General features: G+C 75.7%; 6 protein-coding genes. 4 read left to right on the top strand and 2 right to left on the bottom strand.

The features are described 5' to 3' along the window. Window positions 1-38: 38 nt before the first annotated feature. Window positions 39-10,112, bottom strand: coding sequence for a type I polyketide synthase (locus tag AB0L29_RS22265; RefSeq protein WP_365829458.1), 10,074 nt, complete (start codon window positions 10,110-10,112; stop codon window positions 39-41). 284 nt (window positions 10,113-10,396) lie between these two features. After that, window positions 10,397-11,248 carry a 1,4-dihydroxy-6-naphthoate synthase gene (locus AB0L29_RS22260; RefSeq protein ID WP_365829457.1) on the bottom strand — a complete coding sequence of 284 codons (852 nt, stop codon included), beginning with the start codon at window positions 11,246-11,248 and terminating at the stop codon, window positions 10,397-10,399. A gap of 438 nt (window positions 11,249-11,686) precedes the next feature. Between AB0L29_RS22260 and mqnE the strand changes: the two genes are divergently transcribed. From mqnE to AB0L29_RS22240, 4 genes are all read left to right on the top strand, one after another. Beyond that, window positions 11,687-12,850, top strand: a complete 1,164-nt coding sequence (gene mqnE / locus AB0L29_RS22255; protein ID WP_365829456.1) for an aminofutalosine synthase MqnE — start codon at window positions 11,687-11,689, stop codon at window positions 12,848-12,850. Window positions 12,851-12,944: 94 nt separating this feature from the next. Next, window positions 12,945-13,241, top strand: a complete 297-nt coding sequence (locus AB0L29_RS22250) for a ferredoxin (protein ID WP_365829455.1) — start codon at window positions 12,945-12,947, stop codon at window positions 13,239-13,241. Window positions 13,242-13,330: 89 nt separating this feature from the next. Next, window positions 13,331-14,095 (top strand): alpha/beta fold hydrolase, encoded by a 765-nt coding sequence (locus tag AB0L29_RS22245; RefSeq protein WP_365829454.1) that lies wholly within the window; start codon window positions 13,331-13,333, stop codon window positions 14,093-14,095. Between the two features lie 55 nt (window positions 14,096-14,150). Continuing rightward, on the top strand, window positions 14,151-15,053 hold the full coding sequence (locus AB0L29_RS22240; RefSeq protein ID WP_365829453.1) for a menaquinone biosynthesis protein: 903 nt from the start codon (window positions 14,151-14,153) through the stop codon (window positions 15,051-15,053). Window positions 15,054-15,276: the final 223 nt, after the last annotated feature.

Below are 15,276 nucleotides of genomic sequence, written 5' to 3'. Positions count from 1 at the left end.
TGTACTCAGGGCTTCGCAAGGGGTGGGAGGCGGGCGGTTCAGCCGGAGGTGTCGCCCAGGGCCAGCTGCACGAGGTCGTCGACGTCCATCTCCTCGATGGCGTCCGCCGTTCCCCGGCCGGTGGCGGGGTCGGTGGCCGCCTCGTCCGCCCCCTCGGGCTCGGTGAGCGCCCACAGAGCCGCCAGCAGGCCGCTCTCCTTCAGCCTGGACAGCGGGATCCGGGCGAGCCGGTCGCGTACCGCGGCCTCGTCGGGGTCCGCCGGCTCCGGGGCGCCGGCCGGGGTGCCGCCCGGCGCGGTGGCCGCCTGCGGGAACAGCTCGGTGTGGAGCCGGTCGGCCAGGTGCCGGGGGGTCGGGTGGTCGAAGACGAGGGTGGGCGGCAGGCGCAGCCCGGTTTCGGAGTTGAGACGGTTGCGCAGTTCCACCGCGGTGAGCGAGTCGAACCCGACGTCGCGGAACGCGCGGTCGACGCCGATGGCGCGGTCGGCGGAGCGGCCGAGCACCTCGGTGGCCAGGTCGCGCACCAACTCCCGCAGGGTGCGGCGGCGTTCCTGCTCGGGCAGGCCCGACAGGCGCCGCACGAGCGAGGCGGCGGCCGAGTCGTCCGGCGCTTCGCCGCCAGGGTGGTGGCCGGTGGGGGTGTCGGCGAGCGCGGACAGCAGTGGGCTGGGGCGCCGACTGGTGAACGTCGGCACGAACCGTTCCCAGTCCACGTCCGCCACCACGACGGACGTGTCCCCGCACTCCAGCGCCCGGTCGAGGGCGGTCAGCGCCCGCTGCGGGTCCATCACCCGCAGACCGCGGCGCGCCACCTCCACGGCGCCCGCGTCCGTCACCATGCCGCCGCCGTCCCACGGGCCCCAGGCGACGGCGGTTCCCGCCAGCCCGCGGGCCCGGCGGGCTTCCACGAGTCCGTCCAGGTAGGCGTTGGCCGCCGCGTACGCGGCCTGGCCGCCGCTGCCCCAGACGCCCGCGATGGAGGAGAACACGACGAACGCCGACAGGGGCCGTTCCCCGGACGCGGCGTCCAGGTGCGCCGCACCGGCCGCCTTGGCACCCCACACCTGTGCGAAGTACTCGGCGTCCACCTCGTCCAGCGCCCGCGCGTCGGGCACACCCGCGCAGTGGAACACCCCGTCCACGGGGTGCCGCTCCAGCAGGGCGGCGACCGCCTGGCCGTCGGCCATGTCGCACGCCTCGACCACGGCCCGGGCGCCGAGCGCCTCCAGCTCGGTGACGAGTCCGGCGGCACCGGGCGCGTCCGCGCCCCGCCGGCTGACCAGCACCAGTTCCGGCACCCCGCGCCGGGCCAGCCACCGGGCCACCCGGGCGCCCAGCGCGCCGGTTCCGCCGGTCACCAGGGCGCATGCGGGCGTGGCGGGCCGGCCGGACGCGGCTCCCGCCGCGGCGGGAGCCGGCAGCAGACGTCGGGCGAGGACCTGCTCGCCGCGCACGGCGACCTGGTCCTCCGTACCCGAGGCCACCACCGCGGCCAGCCGTCCCACGGAGCGGCGGTCGACGCGCGCGGGGAGGTCGACCAGGCCGCCGAGCCGGTCGGGGTGCTCCAGCGCCACCACCCGGCCCAGGCCCCACACGGCGGCCTGTTCCGGATCCACGGGGCCGTCGGCCGGGTGTCCCGCGGCCACCGCGCCCCGGGTCACCCACCAGACCGGAGCGGTGGCCCCGCCGTCCCCCAGCGCCTGCGCCAGGGCGAGCGCCGTCTGCGGCCGGCCCGGCACCGCCAGGACTCCGGCGACGGGACCGCCCGCCATCGCCTCGCCGAGGATGCGTGCCCATTCCCGCCGGTCGGCGTCCGACGGGAGCGCCAGCCGCTCCACGCCGGGGACGTACTCCTCGATCCCGGGCACCTCCGTGCCGGTGTCCGCGTGCAGCAGCAGCCACCGTCCTTCGAGCACGCCCGCGGGCACGCATCGAACCGGCTCCCAGCCGACCCGGTAGCGCCAGGCGTCGACCGCCGTCCGCTCGGCCTGCCTCCGGCGCCAGGCGGACAGCGCCGGTACGACACCGTCGAGCACGGACTCGTCCACTCCCAGCGCGACCGCCAGATCGTGGGCGTTGTCGCGCTCGACGAGTTCCCAGAACGCGGCATCGGTGTCGCCGCCGCCCGTCCGAACCGGCCGCTGCCCGGGCCACAGCCAGTCCCTCTGGAAGGCGTAGGTCGGCAGCTCGACGGCCGTCGCGTCGGCCCCCTGCAGCAGTTCCGCCCAGTCGACCCGCCCACCGGTCACGAACACGCCGGCCGAGGCATCGATCACGGTGTCCGTTTCGTCGCGGTCCTTGCGGAGGGTGGGGGTGAGGAGCAGGCCGGTGGTGTCGGGGAGGTTCGTCTGGGCCAGGGCGGTCAGCGTGCCGTCCGGACCGATCTCCACGAAGCGCGTGACGCCGTGCCCGGCCAGCCAGGACACGCCGTCGGCGAAACGGACCGCCTCGCGCACGTGCCGCACCCAGTACTCCGGGGTGGTCAGATCGTCGCCCTCGGCCGGGCGGCCGGTCACGTTGGAGACCACCGGAATCACCGGCGGGCTGTAGGAGATGCCCGCGGCGACCTGGCGGAAGTCGGCCAGCATCGGCTCCATCAGCGGGGAGTGGAAGGCGTGGCTGACCCGCAGCCGGGTGATGCGCCGGCCCCGGCCCGCCAGTTCCTGCGCGACCGCGGTGACGGCCTCCTCGGTGCCGGAGATCACGGTGGCGCGCGGCCCGTTGACCGCCGCCACCGCCACCTCACCCTCACGGCCCTCCAGCAGCGCCAGCACCTCCTCCTCGGCGGCCTCCACCGCCACCATCGCCCCACCCGGCGGGAGCTGCTGCATCAGCCGCCCGCGGGCCACCACCAGCCGGCACGCGTCCGCCAGCGACAGCACCCCGGCCACATGCGCGGCCGCCAGCTCACCGACGGAGTGACCGACCAGGAAGTCCGGGCGCACGCCCCAGGACTCCACCAGCCGGAACAGCGCCACCTCCACCGCGAACAGCGCCGGCTGCGTCCAGCGGGTCTGGTCCAGCAGCCCGGCCTCGTCTCCGAAGACGACCCCGCGCAGCTCCTCCCCCACCTCGGCCACCACCGCGTCGAACGCCTCGGCGAACACCGGGAAGGCCTCGTACAACTCCCGACCCATGCCCAGCCGCTGGGCGCCCTGCCCGGAGAACAGGAAGGCCGTCCTGCCCTCGGAGACGGCGCCCCGGGTCACGTTGGACGCGGCCTCACCGGCCGCCAGGGCCGCCAGTCCGGCCAGCAGTTCCGCACGGTCCGCGCCGCGCACCACGGCCCGGTCCTCGAACGCCGAACGCGTGGTCGCCAGCGCCGCGGCCACCTCGGCGACGTCCAGGTCGGGGTGGGCACGGACATGGTCGACGAGCCTGGCCGCCTGGGCGCGCAGGGCGTCGGTGCCCCGCCCGGACAGCACCCACGGCACCACCGGCACGGACACCGGGGTTCCCTCGGCGTCCGTCTCGGCCGGTTCCGGGGGCGCCGCTTCGAGGACGACGTGGGCGTTGGTGCCGCTGAATCCGAACGACGACACTCCGGCTCGCCGCGGACGCTGCTCCGTGGCCGGCCAGGGCCTGGCCTCGGTCAGCAGCCGTACCGCGCCCGCCTGCCAGTCCACGTGCGAGGACGGCGCGTCCACGTGCAGCGTGGCCGGCAGCAGACCGTGCCGCATCGCCAGCACCATCTTCATCACACCCGCCACACCCGCCGCCGCCTGGGTGTGGCCCAGGTTGGACTTCACCGACCCCAGCCACACCGGCCGTTCCTGCGGCCGGTCCTGCCCGTAGGTGGCCAGCAGCGCCTGCGCCTCGATCGGGTCGCCCAACTTGGTGCCCGTGCCGTGCGCCTCCACCGCGTCCACGTCCTGCGGTGCGAGACCCGCGTTGGCCAGCGCCGCCCGGATGACCCGCTGCTGGGAGGGCCCGTTGGGGGCGGTCAGCCCGTTGGAGGCACCGTCCTGGTTGACCGCCGTGCCACGGACGACGGCCAGCACCGGGTGTCCGTTGCGGCGCGCGTCCGACAGACGCTCCACCACCAGCACGCCCACGCCCTCGCCCCAGCCGGTGCCGTCCGCGCCCTCGGCGAACGCCTTGCACCGTCCGTCCCCGGCCAGACCCCCCTGCCGCGAGAACTCCACGAAGGCGGCCGGGGTCGACATGACGGTGGCGCCCGCGACCAGGGCCATCTCGCACTCGCCGGAGCGCAGCGACTGCACCGCCAGGTGGAGCGCGACCAGCGAGGACGAGCACGCGGTGTCCACCGTCACCGCCGGACCCTCCAGGCCCAGCACGTACGCCACCCGGCCCGACACCACGCTCGCCGCGTTGCCGGTGCCGAGGTGGCCCTCGGTGTTCTCCTCGGCGGTGCCGAGGAGCTGGGCGTAGTCCTGGCCGTTGGTGCCCGCGAAGACGCCGACCTGGCGCCCGCGCAGCGACCGCGGGTCCACCCCGGCCCGCTCCACCGCCTCCCACGCGGTCTCCAGCAGCAGTCGCTGCTGCGGGTCCATCGCCAGGGCCTCGCGCGGGGAGATCCCGAAGAAGTCCGCGTCGAAGGCGCCGACCCCGCTGAGGAAGCCGCCGCGGCGGGTGGCGGAGGTGCCTTCGCGGCGGGCCGCGGGGTCGGGGTCGGGGTCGTGGAGGCGTTCCAGGTCCCAGCCCCGGTCGCGCGGGAAGTCGGTGATGGCGTCGTCGCCGCGCAGGAGGAGGTCCCACAGCTGGTCGGGGTCGTCGATGCCGCCGGGGAAGCGGCAGCCCATGCCGACGAGGGCGATCGGATCGTGCGTGACGTCGGCCGCGGTGGCCGGGTGGTCGGGTGCCGGGGCGGCGTACCCGCTCCCGTTCAGTTCGTCCAGTACGAGCCGGGCGACCGCCGCCGGAGTCGGATGGTCGAAGACCAGGGTCGCCGGCAGCGGCACACCGGTGGCCCGGGTCAGGGCGTTGCGCAGCTCCAGCGCGGTGAGGGAGTCGAAGCCCAGGTCGCGGAAGGGCCGGTCGAGGTCCAGGGGGGTGGCGGGGTCGTGGCCGAGGACGGTCGCCACCGTGCGGCGTACCGACTCCCTGACGGCGTCCGCCCGTCGGGCGGCCGGGAGGGCGGCCGGGCCGCCGCTGCCGGGCCCGGGGGCGGCCCGGCGGAGGAGGGGGCGGCCTGCCAGGGACCGCAGGAGCGCGGGGAGTTCGCTGTCGCTGCCGCGCAGGGCGGTGACGTCGAGGCGCAGCGGGACGGGGGTGGGGCCGGTGGTGGCGGAGAGGCAGCGGTCGAAGAGGGCGAGGGCGTCCGGGGTGGGCAGGGCCCCGATGCCGCTGCGGCCGATACGGCCGCGCCGGGCGGTGCCGATGCGGCTGGTCATGGCGCCGGCCTGGTCCCACAGGCCCCAGGCGATGGTCACGGCGGGCTGCCCCGCGGCCCGGGCGTGGCCGGCGAAGGCGTCGAGGAAGGCGTTGGCGGCGGCGTAGTTGCCCTGGCCGGGGCTGCCGAAGGTGGCGGCGGCGGACGAGAACAGCACGAACGCCGACAGGTTCCGGGTGCGGGTCAGTTCGTGGAGGTGGACGGCCGCGTCGGCCTTGGGCCGCAGCACCGCGGTGAGCCGGTCCGGGGTGAGGGAGGTGATCACGCCGTCGTCGAGGGCGCCGGCGGCGTGCACCACCGCGCCCAGCGGCCGGTCCGCGGGCAGGGCGTCCAGGAGGGCGGCGAGGGCGGCGCGGTCGCCGACGTCGCAGGCGGTGACGGTCAGGTCGACTCCGGACGCGGCGAGGTCCGCGGCGAGGTCGGCGACGTCGGGTGCGTCGGGGCCGCGCCGTCCGGCGAGGACGAGGTGCCGTACGCCGTGCTCGGCGACCAGGTGGCGGACGACGGCCCGGCCGACGGCGCCGGTGCCGCCGGTGACCAGGACGGTGCGGTCCGGGTCGAAGGAGGCCGGTGCGGCGGGGCGGGCGTCGGTGGGGGTGGGGCGGATCAGGCGGGGTTCCAGGACGCGTCCGCGGCGCAGCGCGGCCTCGGGGCGTTCGGGGTCGACGGCACCGGCGATGTCGGCGGCGGTGAGCGTGTCGGTGTCGGTGTCCAGGAGCAGGAAGCGGCCGGGGTTCTCGGACTGCGCGGAGCGGACCAGGCCCCGGACGGCGGCTGCCGGGAGGTCGGTGACGGTCTCGTCGTCGGTGGTGGCGACCGCGCCGCGGGTCAGGAACAGCAGGCGGGAGTGGGCGCAGCGGTCGTCGGACAGCCAGCGCTGGAGGAGGGCGAGGGCGTCGGTGGCCGCCGTGCGGACGGCCTGCGGCAGGTCGGTGCGGGAGGCGTCGGGGGTGATCCAGGGCACGGCGACGACGCCGGGGAGGTCCGTGGCGCGCCGCAGGGTGTCGAGGAGGTCCTGCGGGCCGGTGTGGACGGCGAGGTCGGCGGGGCCGGGGCGGGGTGCGTCGGGTGCGGGCACCCAGGCGACGGTGTAGAGGTCGCTGAGGGCGACGGCCGGGGCGGCGGGCAGGTCGGCCTCCGCGAGCGGCCGTGCGGTGACGGCGCGGGCCGTCAGGACGGGGGCACCGGTGCCGTCGAGCAGGCTGAGGGCGGTGCCGCCGTCGGCGTGCGGCCTCAGGCGGACGCGTACGGCCTCGGCGCCGGTGGCGTGCAGGGTGACGCCGGACCAGGTGACCAGGTGCGGTGCGGGGTGTCCGAGCGCGGTGAGGGCGGTGAGGGCGCCGTCCAGGAGCGCCGGGTGGACGGCGTACCGGGCGGCGTCGATGCGCTGCGGTTCCGGGAGTGCCGCCTCGGCGAGGATGTCGTCGCCCAGGCGCCATGCCGCGGTCAGGGAGCGCAGGTCCGCACCGGGGACGGTGCCGTGCTCGTCGAGGGTCCGGTACAGCTCGTCAGCGTCGAGGGGGACGGCGCCGGCCGGCGGCCAGGCGGCGGGCTCCGCCGGGGGCCGGGAGTGGTCGGAGCGCGTGAGGACACCGTGGGCGTGCCGCCGCCAGGGGCGTTCGGTGGGGTCGGTGTCCGAGTCGGCGTCGGACGGGCCGACCGGCCGGGCGTGCACGCTGACGGTCCAGTGGCCCTCCTCGCCGGTGGCGTCGAGCGCGGTCTGGATCTCGATCCCGCCGGAGTCCGGCAGCGGCAGCGGGACGTCGACGGTCAGCTCGCTGAGGTGGTGGGCGCCGACCAGCCGTCCTGTGTGCAGGGCGAGTTCGGTGAACACCGCGGACGGCAGCAGCGGGCGGCCGAAGGTGGTGTGGCCGGCGAGCCAGGGGTGGGTGCGCGGGGAGAGCCGTCCCGTGCAGACGAGCGAGGACGAGACGGCGAGGCCGATGCTCGCGGTCAGCAGCGGGTGCCCGCTCCGGCCCGTGGCGCCGCCGGCCGGGGAGTCGAGCCAGTAGCGGCGGCGCTGGAAGGCGTAGGTCGGCAGACCGGCCGGCGGCGGGTCGCCGGGCAGGACGGCCGTCCAGTCGACGTGCGCGCCGCGGGCGTGCAGCGCGGCCAGGGCGCCGAGGGCGGCGAGGGGTTCCTCGCGGTCCTTGCGCAGCACCGGCACGAGCAGCGGGTCGGCGTCGGGCCGGGTGAGTGCGGTGCGGGCCAGCGCGGTCAGGGTGCCGTCCGGGCCGAGTTCCACGAACCGGGTGACACCCTGCTCCTCCAGCCGGCGCACCCCGTCCGCGAACCGGACCGCTTCGCGCACGTGCCGCACCCAGTACTCCGGCGAGGTCAGTTCCTGCGCGGTGGCGGCCTTTCCGGTGACGTTGGAGACCACCGGGACGGCCGGGGCCGCGTAGGAAATGCTCTCGGCGACCTGGCGGAAGTCGGCCAGCATCGGCTCCATCAGCGGGGAGTGGAAGGCGTGGCTGACGCGGAGCCGGGTGGTGCGGCGGCCCATCGCGGCGAGTTCCCGGGCCACCTCCTCGACCGCCTCCGTGACGCCGGCGACGACGGTGGCGCGCGGGCCGTTGACCGCCGCGACGGCCACCTGGGTCTCCCGGCCGGCCAGCAGGGCCACGGCCTCGTCCTCGGAGGCCTCCACCGCCACCATCGCCCCGCCCGGCGGGAGCTGCTGCATCAGCCGGCCGCGGGCCACCACCAGCCGGCACGCGTCGGGCAGGGACAGCACCCCGGCCACGTGCGCCGCCGCCAGCTCGCCGACGGAGTGGCCCATCAGGAAGTCCGGGCGTATGCCCCAGGACTCCACCAGCCGGAACAGGGCGACCTCCACCGCGAACAGCGCCGGCTGCGTCCAGCGGGTCTGGTCCAGCGGCCCGGTCTCGTCGCCGAAGACGACCTCCCGCAGCTCCTCCCCCACTTCGGCGACCACCGCGTCGAACGCCTCGGCGAACACCGGGAACGCCTCGTACAACTCCCGCCCCATGCCGGGCCGCTGGGCGCCCTGACCGGAGAACAGGAACGCGGTCCTGCCGCCCCGGCGGGCGGTGTCCGTGACGACGTGGGCGGCGCTCTCGCCGGCGGCGAGGGCCTTGAGGCCGCCGACGAGGGTGTCGTGGCCGTCGCCGAGGACGACGGCGCGGTGGTCGAAGAGGGTCCGCCGGGTGGCGAGGGTGTGGGCGACGGTGTGGTCGTCGTCCACCGGGTGGGAGCCGAGGTGGGTGAGCAGGCCGCGGGCCTGTGCGGCCAGGGCCTCGGGGGTGCGGGCGGACAGCAGCCACGGGACGACCGGCAGCCGGGAGCCGGCCGGCCGGCGTCCGCCCTCCGGCTCCTGGGCGGCGGGCTCCTCGGCAGGCTCCTCGGCGGGCGCCTCCTCTAGGACGACGTGGGCGTTGGTGCCGCTGACGCCGAACGCGGAGACGCCGGCGCGGCGCGGCCGGCCGGTGCCGGGCCAGGCGACGGGCTCGGTCAGCAGCCGGACGTTGCCCTCGCTCCAGTCGACGTGCCGGGAGGGGGCGTCGACGTGCAGGGTGCGCGGCAGCCGGCCGTGGCGCATCGCCTGCACCATCTTGATGACGCCGCCGACACCCGCGGCGGCCTGGGTGTGCCCGATGTTGGACTTCAGGGAGCCCAGCCACAGCGGGCGGTCCTCGGGCCGGTCCTGGCCGTAGGTGGCGAGCAGGGCCTGGGCCTCGATCGGGTCCCCGAGCGTGGTGCCCGTGCCGTGCGCCTCCACCGCGTCGACGTCGGCGGGCGCGAGCCCCGCGGCGCCCAGCGCGGCGCGGATGACGCGCTGCTGGGCGGGCCCGTTGGGGGCGGTCAGGCCGCTGCTGGCGCCGTCCTGGTTGACGGCGGTGCCGCGGATCACGGCGAGCACGGGGTGGCCGTTGCGGCGCGCGTCGGACAGCCGCTCCAGCAGCAGCACGCCGGCGCCCTCGGACCAGCCGGTGCCGTCGGCGGCCTCGGCGAAGGACTTGCACCGGCCGTCCGGGGACAGCCCGCGCTGCCGGCTGAACTCCAGGAAGGTGACCGGGGTGGACATGACGGCGACCCCGCCCGCCAGGGCGAGGGAGCAGTCGCCGGAGCGCAGTGCCTGGACGGCGAGGTGGAGGGCGACCAGGGAGGAGGAGCAGGCGGTGTCGACGGTGACGGCCGGCCCCTCGAAGCCGAAGGTGTAGGAGAGGCGGCCGGAGGCGATGCTGGCGGCGCTTCCGTTGCCGATGTAGCCGTCGAGGCCGGGGGGCGGTTCGGGGAAGCGGGAGCCGTAGTCGTTGTACATGACGCCGGCGAACACCCCGGTGTCGCTGCCCCGCAGGTCCGCCGGGCGCAGCCCGGCCCGTTCCAGGGTCTCCCAGACGACTTCCAGCAGGAGGCGCTGCTGCGGGTCGGTGGCGAGGGCCTCGCGCGGCGACATGCCGAAGAAGTCGGCGTCGAAGTCGGCGGCGTCGTGCAGGAAGCCGCCCTCGCGGGTGTAGCAGGTGCCCGGGTGCGCGGGGTCGGGGTGGTAGAGCGCGTCGACGTCCCAGCCGCGGTCCTCGGGGAAGCCGGAGACGGCGTCGGTGCCGGTGTCGACGAGTCGCCACAGGTCCTCGGGGGTGCGCACGCCACCGGGGTAGCGGCAGCCCATGGAGACGACGGCGATCGGCTCCGTGGCCCTCGCCTCGACCTGGCGCAGGCGGCTGCGGGTGCGCTGCAGGTCGTGGCTGACGCGCGTCAGGAAGTCGCGGAGCCTGTCCTCGCTCACGGAGCTCACGGGTCGGTTTCCCTTCGACAGCGGGCACGCGGTGGCGCCGGTGGTCGCACGGGGGGCGGCCCGGACGGGGGGCGTCCCCCGTCGGGCGGGTGGGGGGCGTGGGCGGTCCGGGCCCGCGGTGCCCCGCCGGGGTGGACGGGGCACGTGCGCTGAAGCCGATTATCGGGAGGGGTGCCCGGGCCCGCGGACCAGCGCGGAGCAGGTCTAAGAGATCTTCTAGCGTTGGCGGTCGCCGGTCTCCCGGGAGCGGGGCGCCCTGCTCCCGGGGCGGGCCCGGTGCGGTCTCAGTACGGTTCCAGGGCGTCCGGCGGCACCGCCGGCAGGAGGCCCTGGGCGGCGCTGCGCTCCAGGAGGGTGCCGACCGCGCGGCGCCCCTCGGTGCCCAGGTCCTCGGTGAAGGAGTTGACGTACAGGTCGATGTGCCGGTCGACGACGTCCGGTTCCATCTCCTGCGCGTGGGCCAGGACGTAGGCGCGGGAGGCCTCGGGGCGGCGCCGCGCGGCGCGGACGGAGGCGCGCAGGGTGTCCGCCAGGCGCCGCAGGAGCGTGTCGCCGAGGGAGCGCCGGGCGATGATGGCGCCGAGCGGGATGGGCAGCCGGGTCCGCTTGTCCCACTCCTCCCCCATGTCGGCCAGGCGGTGCAGGGCGTAGCGGCCGTAGGTGAAGCGGGCCTCGTGGATGACGAGCCCGGCGTCCACCGCGCCGTCGCGCACGGCGGGCATGATCTCGTGGAACGGCAGGACGACGATGTCGCCGAAGCCGCCGGGCACGGCGTCGGCCGCCCACAGCCGGAACAGCAGGTAGGCCGTGGACCGGGTGGCGGGTACGGCGATCCGGGCGCCGGCCAGGGCGGCGGGCTCGGCCGGCTCCCGGACCAGGACGAGCGGCCCGCAGCCGTGGCCGAGGGCTCCGCCGCTCGACAGGAGGGCGTAGTCGTCCAGGACGTACGGCAGGACGCCGTAGGAGACCTTCAGGACGTCGAACTGCGCCCGTTCGGCCAGCCCGTTGGTGACGTCGATGTCGGCGAGGGTCACCTCCGTCCCGGGGGCGCCGGGCAGCAGGCCGTGCGTCCAGGCGTGGAAGACGAACGTGTCGTTGGGGCACGGGGAGTGCGCCAGGGTCAGTCGCGGCGTCATGCGGTCGTCTCTTTCTGCCGGGTGGGAGGGGTGGGGCTCCGGCGGCCGGCGCCGCGCCCGGCGGTGACGGACGGCCGCTTCCGCTCGTGGGGGCGGGCGTGGGATGGGCGCCGGCCGCTTCCAGGAAACCCGGTGCGGGTGTGGGGTTTTCCCCAGACTGGCCTCCGCGAGGATGGGAGCGCCCCGTCCGGGCGCGGCACCGATGCCTGTCGGCCCCTCGGGTCCCGCGGTGCGGTTCCCGCGTGGCCCGGGTGCCGTCCGGGAGCGGACGGCCCGCCGATGCCGCACCGGGTGGGGAGCTTCGCCCGCCCGGCCGCCCCGTCCCTGGCCGGGCGGGCGGCCCGTCGGCCGGCGCGGCCGCGGACGAGTCACGTGCCCTGCCGCGTGCTCCCACTCATTACGTGTGCCCCAGGGCACTGACCGAGGAGGTTCCCGGCGATGGACGCTGGGCTCAAGCGCGAGCTGGAGGAGAAGGTCCGCTCGGGCGAGCGGCTGTCCCGCGAGGACGGCATCGCGCTGTACGAGTCGGACGACCTGGCCTGGCTGGGTGGTCTGGCCCACGAGGTGCGCACCCGCAAGAACGGCGACGTCGTGCACTTCAACGTCAACCGTCACCTCAACATGACCAACGTGTGCACGGCCTCCTGTGCGTACTGCTCCTTCCAGCGCAAGCCGGGCGAGAAGGACGCCTACACCATGCGCATCGAGGAGGCGGTGCGCCTGGCGAAGGCGATGGAGTCGGAGCACCTGTCGGAGCTGCACATCGTCAACGGCCTGCACCCCAACCTGCCGTGGCGCTACTACCCGCGCTCGCTGCGGGAGCTGAAGAAGGCCCTGCCCGACGTCTCCCTGAAGGCCTTCACCGCCACCGAGATCCACCACTTCGAGACCATCTCCGGGCTGAGCGCGAGCGAGATCCTCGACGAGCTGATCGACGCCGGCCTGGAGTCGCTGACCGGCGGCGGCGCGGAGATCTTCGACTGGGAGGTGCGGCAGCACATCGTGGACCACCGCACCCACTGGGAGGACTGGTCGCGCATCCACCGGCTGGCCCACGAAAAGGGCCTGAAGACCCCGTGCACCATGCTCTACGGGCACATCGAGGAGCCCCGCCACCGCGTGGACCACGTGCTGCGGCTGCGCGAGCTGCAGGACGAGACCGGCGGCTTCCAGGTCTTCATCCCGCTGCGCTACCAGCACGACTTCGTGGACGTCAAGGACGGCAAGGTCCGCAACCGGCTGCAGGCCCGCACCCGGATGGCCACCGGCGCGGAGGCGCTGAAGACCTTCGCCGTCTCCCGGCTGCTGTTCGACAACGTGCCGCACGTGAAGGTCTTCTGGGTGATGCACGGCATCAACACCGCCCAGCTCGCCCTGCAGTTCGGCGCCGACGACATGGACGGCTCGGTCGTCGAGTACAAGATCACCCACGACGCCGACAACTTCGGCACGCCCAGCAAGCTCACCCGCGAGGACCTGCTGGAACTGATCCGCGACGCCGGCTTCCGGCCGGTGGAGCGCAACACCCGCTACGAGATCATCCGCGAGTACGACGGCCCCGACCCCGCCCGCCGCGACCAGCCCCAGCCCATGCGGGTGTGAACCGGCGCCCCCCCGCCCCCCTTCTCCTCTCCCCCTCGTCCCCGCGCACGTGCGTCCCCGTGCGCTCCCCGACCGATTCGGCAGGCAGGTGGAAATGACCCCGCAGACCAGCAACGACCAGGACCTCGAGGTCTGGATCGACCAGAGCCTGTGCACCGGTGACGGGATCTGCGCGCAGTACGCCCCCGAGATCTTCGAACTGGACATCGACGGCCTGGCCTACGTGAAGGACACCGAGGACGAGCTGCTCCAGGAGCCGGGCGCCACCCGCCGCATCCCCCTGGACCTCCTGACCGACGTCGTGGACTCGGCCAAGGAGTGCCCGGGCGAGTGCATCCACGTGCGCCGGGTCACCGACGGGACCGAGGTCTACGGGCCCGAGGCCGAGTAGCGGCCGCCCCCTCCCCGCACCCCCGCGGCCCTCGGCGCCCCCCCCCCAGGGCCCGCGCGTCGCCTCATTCGGAAGGACATGCACGTCCCATGAGTCCCAGCCCCGCGGACGACCTGTGGATCCGCCGGTTCCGGCCGGCGTCCGACGCGCCGGAGCGCCTGGTGTGCTTCCCGCACGCCGGTGGTTCCGCCAGCTTCTACCTCCCCGTCTCCACCGCCCTCAGCCCCCGCGTGGACGTCGTCGCCGTGCAGTACCCGGGGCGGCAGGACCGGCGCCGGGAGCCGGGACTGACGTCGGTCGCGGAACTCGCCGACCGGGTCACCGAGGCGCTGGCCGCCTGGACCGACCGGCCGCTGACCTTCTTCGGGCACAGCATGGGCGCCGTCGTGGCGTTCGAGGTGGCCCGCCGCATGGAACGCGCCGGGTCCGGGCCGGTACGGCTGTTCGCCTCCGGCCGGCGCGCCCCGTCCCGGGTCCGGGAGGAGACGGTGCACACCCTGGACGACGACGGCGTCGTCGCCGAGCTGCGCGCCCTCGACGGCACCGACACCCAGTTCCTGGAGGACGAGGAGCTGCTGCGCATGGTGCTGCCCGCCATCCGCAGCGACTACCAGGCCGTGGAGACCTACCGGTGCGAGCCGGGCGCGACCGTCCGCTGCCCCGTCACCGTCCTGACCGGCGACGCCGACCCCAAGACCTCCCTGGACGAGGCCCGCGACTGGGAGCGGCACACCCTGGCCGGAGCGGACGTGCGGGTCTTCCCCGGCGGCCACTTCTTCCTGTCCGAGCGTCCCGCGGACGTCCTCGCCGTCCTCACCGAGCACTTCGCCGCCACCGCCTCCCGCGCGGGCTGAACCGGGCCGCCCGGCCCCCGCCCTGCGCCCCACGTCCTCCCGGAGCTGCGCACCGATGACCGACCTCTTCGCCGCCCAGGCGTCCGCGCCCCCCGTCGGCAGGCGCCGCCGGCCCCGGGTGGGGCACATCCAGTTCCTCAACTGCCTGCCGCTGTTCTGGGGACTGGCGCGCACCGGCAGCCTCCTCGGCATGGACCTGCGCACCGACACCCCGGACGGGCTCAACGACGCGCTCGCCGCGGGCGAGCTGGAGATCGGGCCGATCAGCCTGGTCGAGTTCCTGCGGCACGCCGACGACCTGGTGGCGCTGCCGGACATCGCGGTCGGCAGCGACGGGGACGTGATGTCGTGCCTCATCGTCAGCCAGGTGCCGCTGGAGCGGCTGGACGGCGAGCCGGTGGCGCTCGGCTCGACCAGCCGCACCTCCGTGCGCCTGGCACAGCTGCTGCTGGCGGAGCGGGTCGGGGTGCGACCCGAGTACTTCGTGTGCCCGCCCGACCTGCGGGCGATGATGAGCCGGGCGCGCGCCGCCGTCGTCATCGGTGACGCCGCGCTGCGCGCCGCGCTGCACGAGGCGCCCCGGCTCGGGCTGCGCGTGTACGACCTGGGCGGGATGTGGAAGGCGTGGACCGGACTGCCGTTCGTGTTCGCCGTGTTCGCGGCCCGCCGGGACTTCCTCGACCGCGAGCCCGGCCTGGTGCGCCGGGTCCACGCCGACCTGCTCGCCTCCCGCGACCTGTCGCTCGCCGAGGTGACCGAGGTGTGCGAACAGGCCTCCCGCTGGGAGGAGTTCGACGCCGCGACGCTGGAGCGCTACTACACGACGGCTCTCGACTTCCGGCTGGGCCCGCGGCAGCTCGCCGGGATCCGGGAGTTCGCCCGCCGCGTGGGCGGTGACGCCGAGGGGTTCCCGCCCGACGTGCGGGTACGGCTGCTCGATCCCGACGGCGCCGTCTGACCCCGGCCGGGCCGCGGCCGTACGTCCCCCGGACAGGCCCGCCGGGCCTCCGGCCTCCCCGGCCACGTCCTCCCCCCTCCCCCGAGACCCGAAAGGCCCGTCCGATGTCCCGACCTCCCCAGTCCGGTCTCCAGTCCGTCCTCGACCGTGCCGCCGCCGGTGGGCGGATCACCCCCGAGGAGGCCCTCGACCTGTACCGCGACGCCCCGCTGCACGCGCTGGG

The organism is Streptomyces sp. NPDC052701, from assembly GCF_040678355.1.
In the GTDB taxonomy this organism is placed as follows: domain Bacteria; phylum Actinomycetota; class Actinomycetes; order Streptomycetales; family Streptomycetaceae; genus Streptomyces.
This window is presented reverse-complemented; position numbering and strand designations above follow the sequence as displayed.

Bases quoted from the DNA above. Each gene is read 5' to 3' on its own strand.
- AB0L29_RS22260 (WP_365829457.1), bottom strand. From the start codon at position 11,248: ATGACGCCGCGACTGACCCTGGCGCACTCCCCGTGCCCCAACGACACG.
- mqnE (WP_365829456.1), top strand. From the start codon at position 11,687: ATGGACGCTGGGCTCAAGCGCGAGCTGGAGGAGAAGGTCCGCTCGGGC.
- AB0L29_RS22250 (WP_365829455.1), top strand. From the start codon at position 12,945: ATGACCCCGCAGACCAGCAACGACCAGGACCTCGAGGTCTGGATCGAC.
- AB0L29_RS22245 (WP_365829454.1), top strand. From the start codon at position 13,331: ATGAGTCCCAGCCCCGCGGACGACCTGTGGATCCGCCGGTTCCGGCCG.
- AB0L29_RS22240 (WP_365829453.1), top strand. From the start codon at position 14,151: ATGACCGACCTCTTCGCCGCCCAGGCGTCCGCGCCCCCCGTCGGCAGG.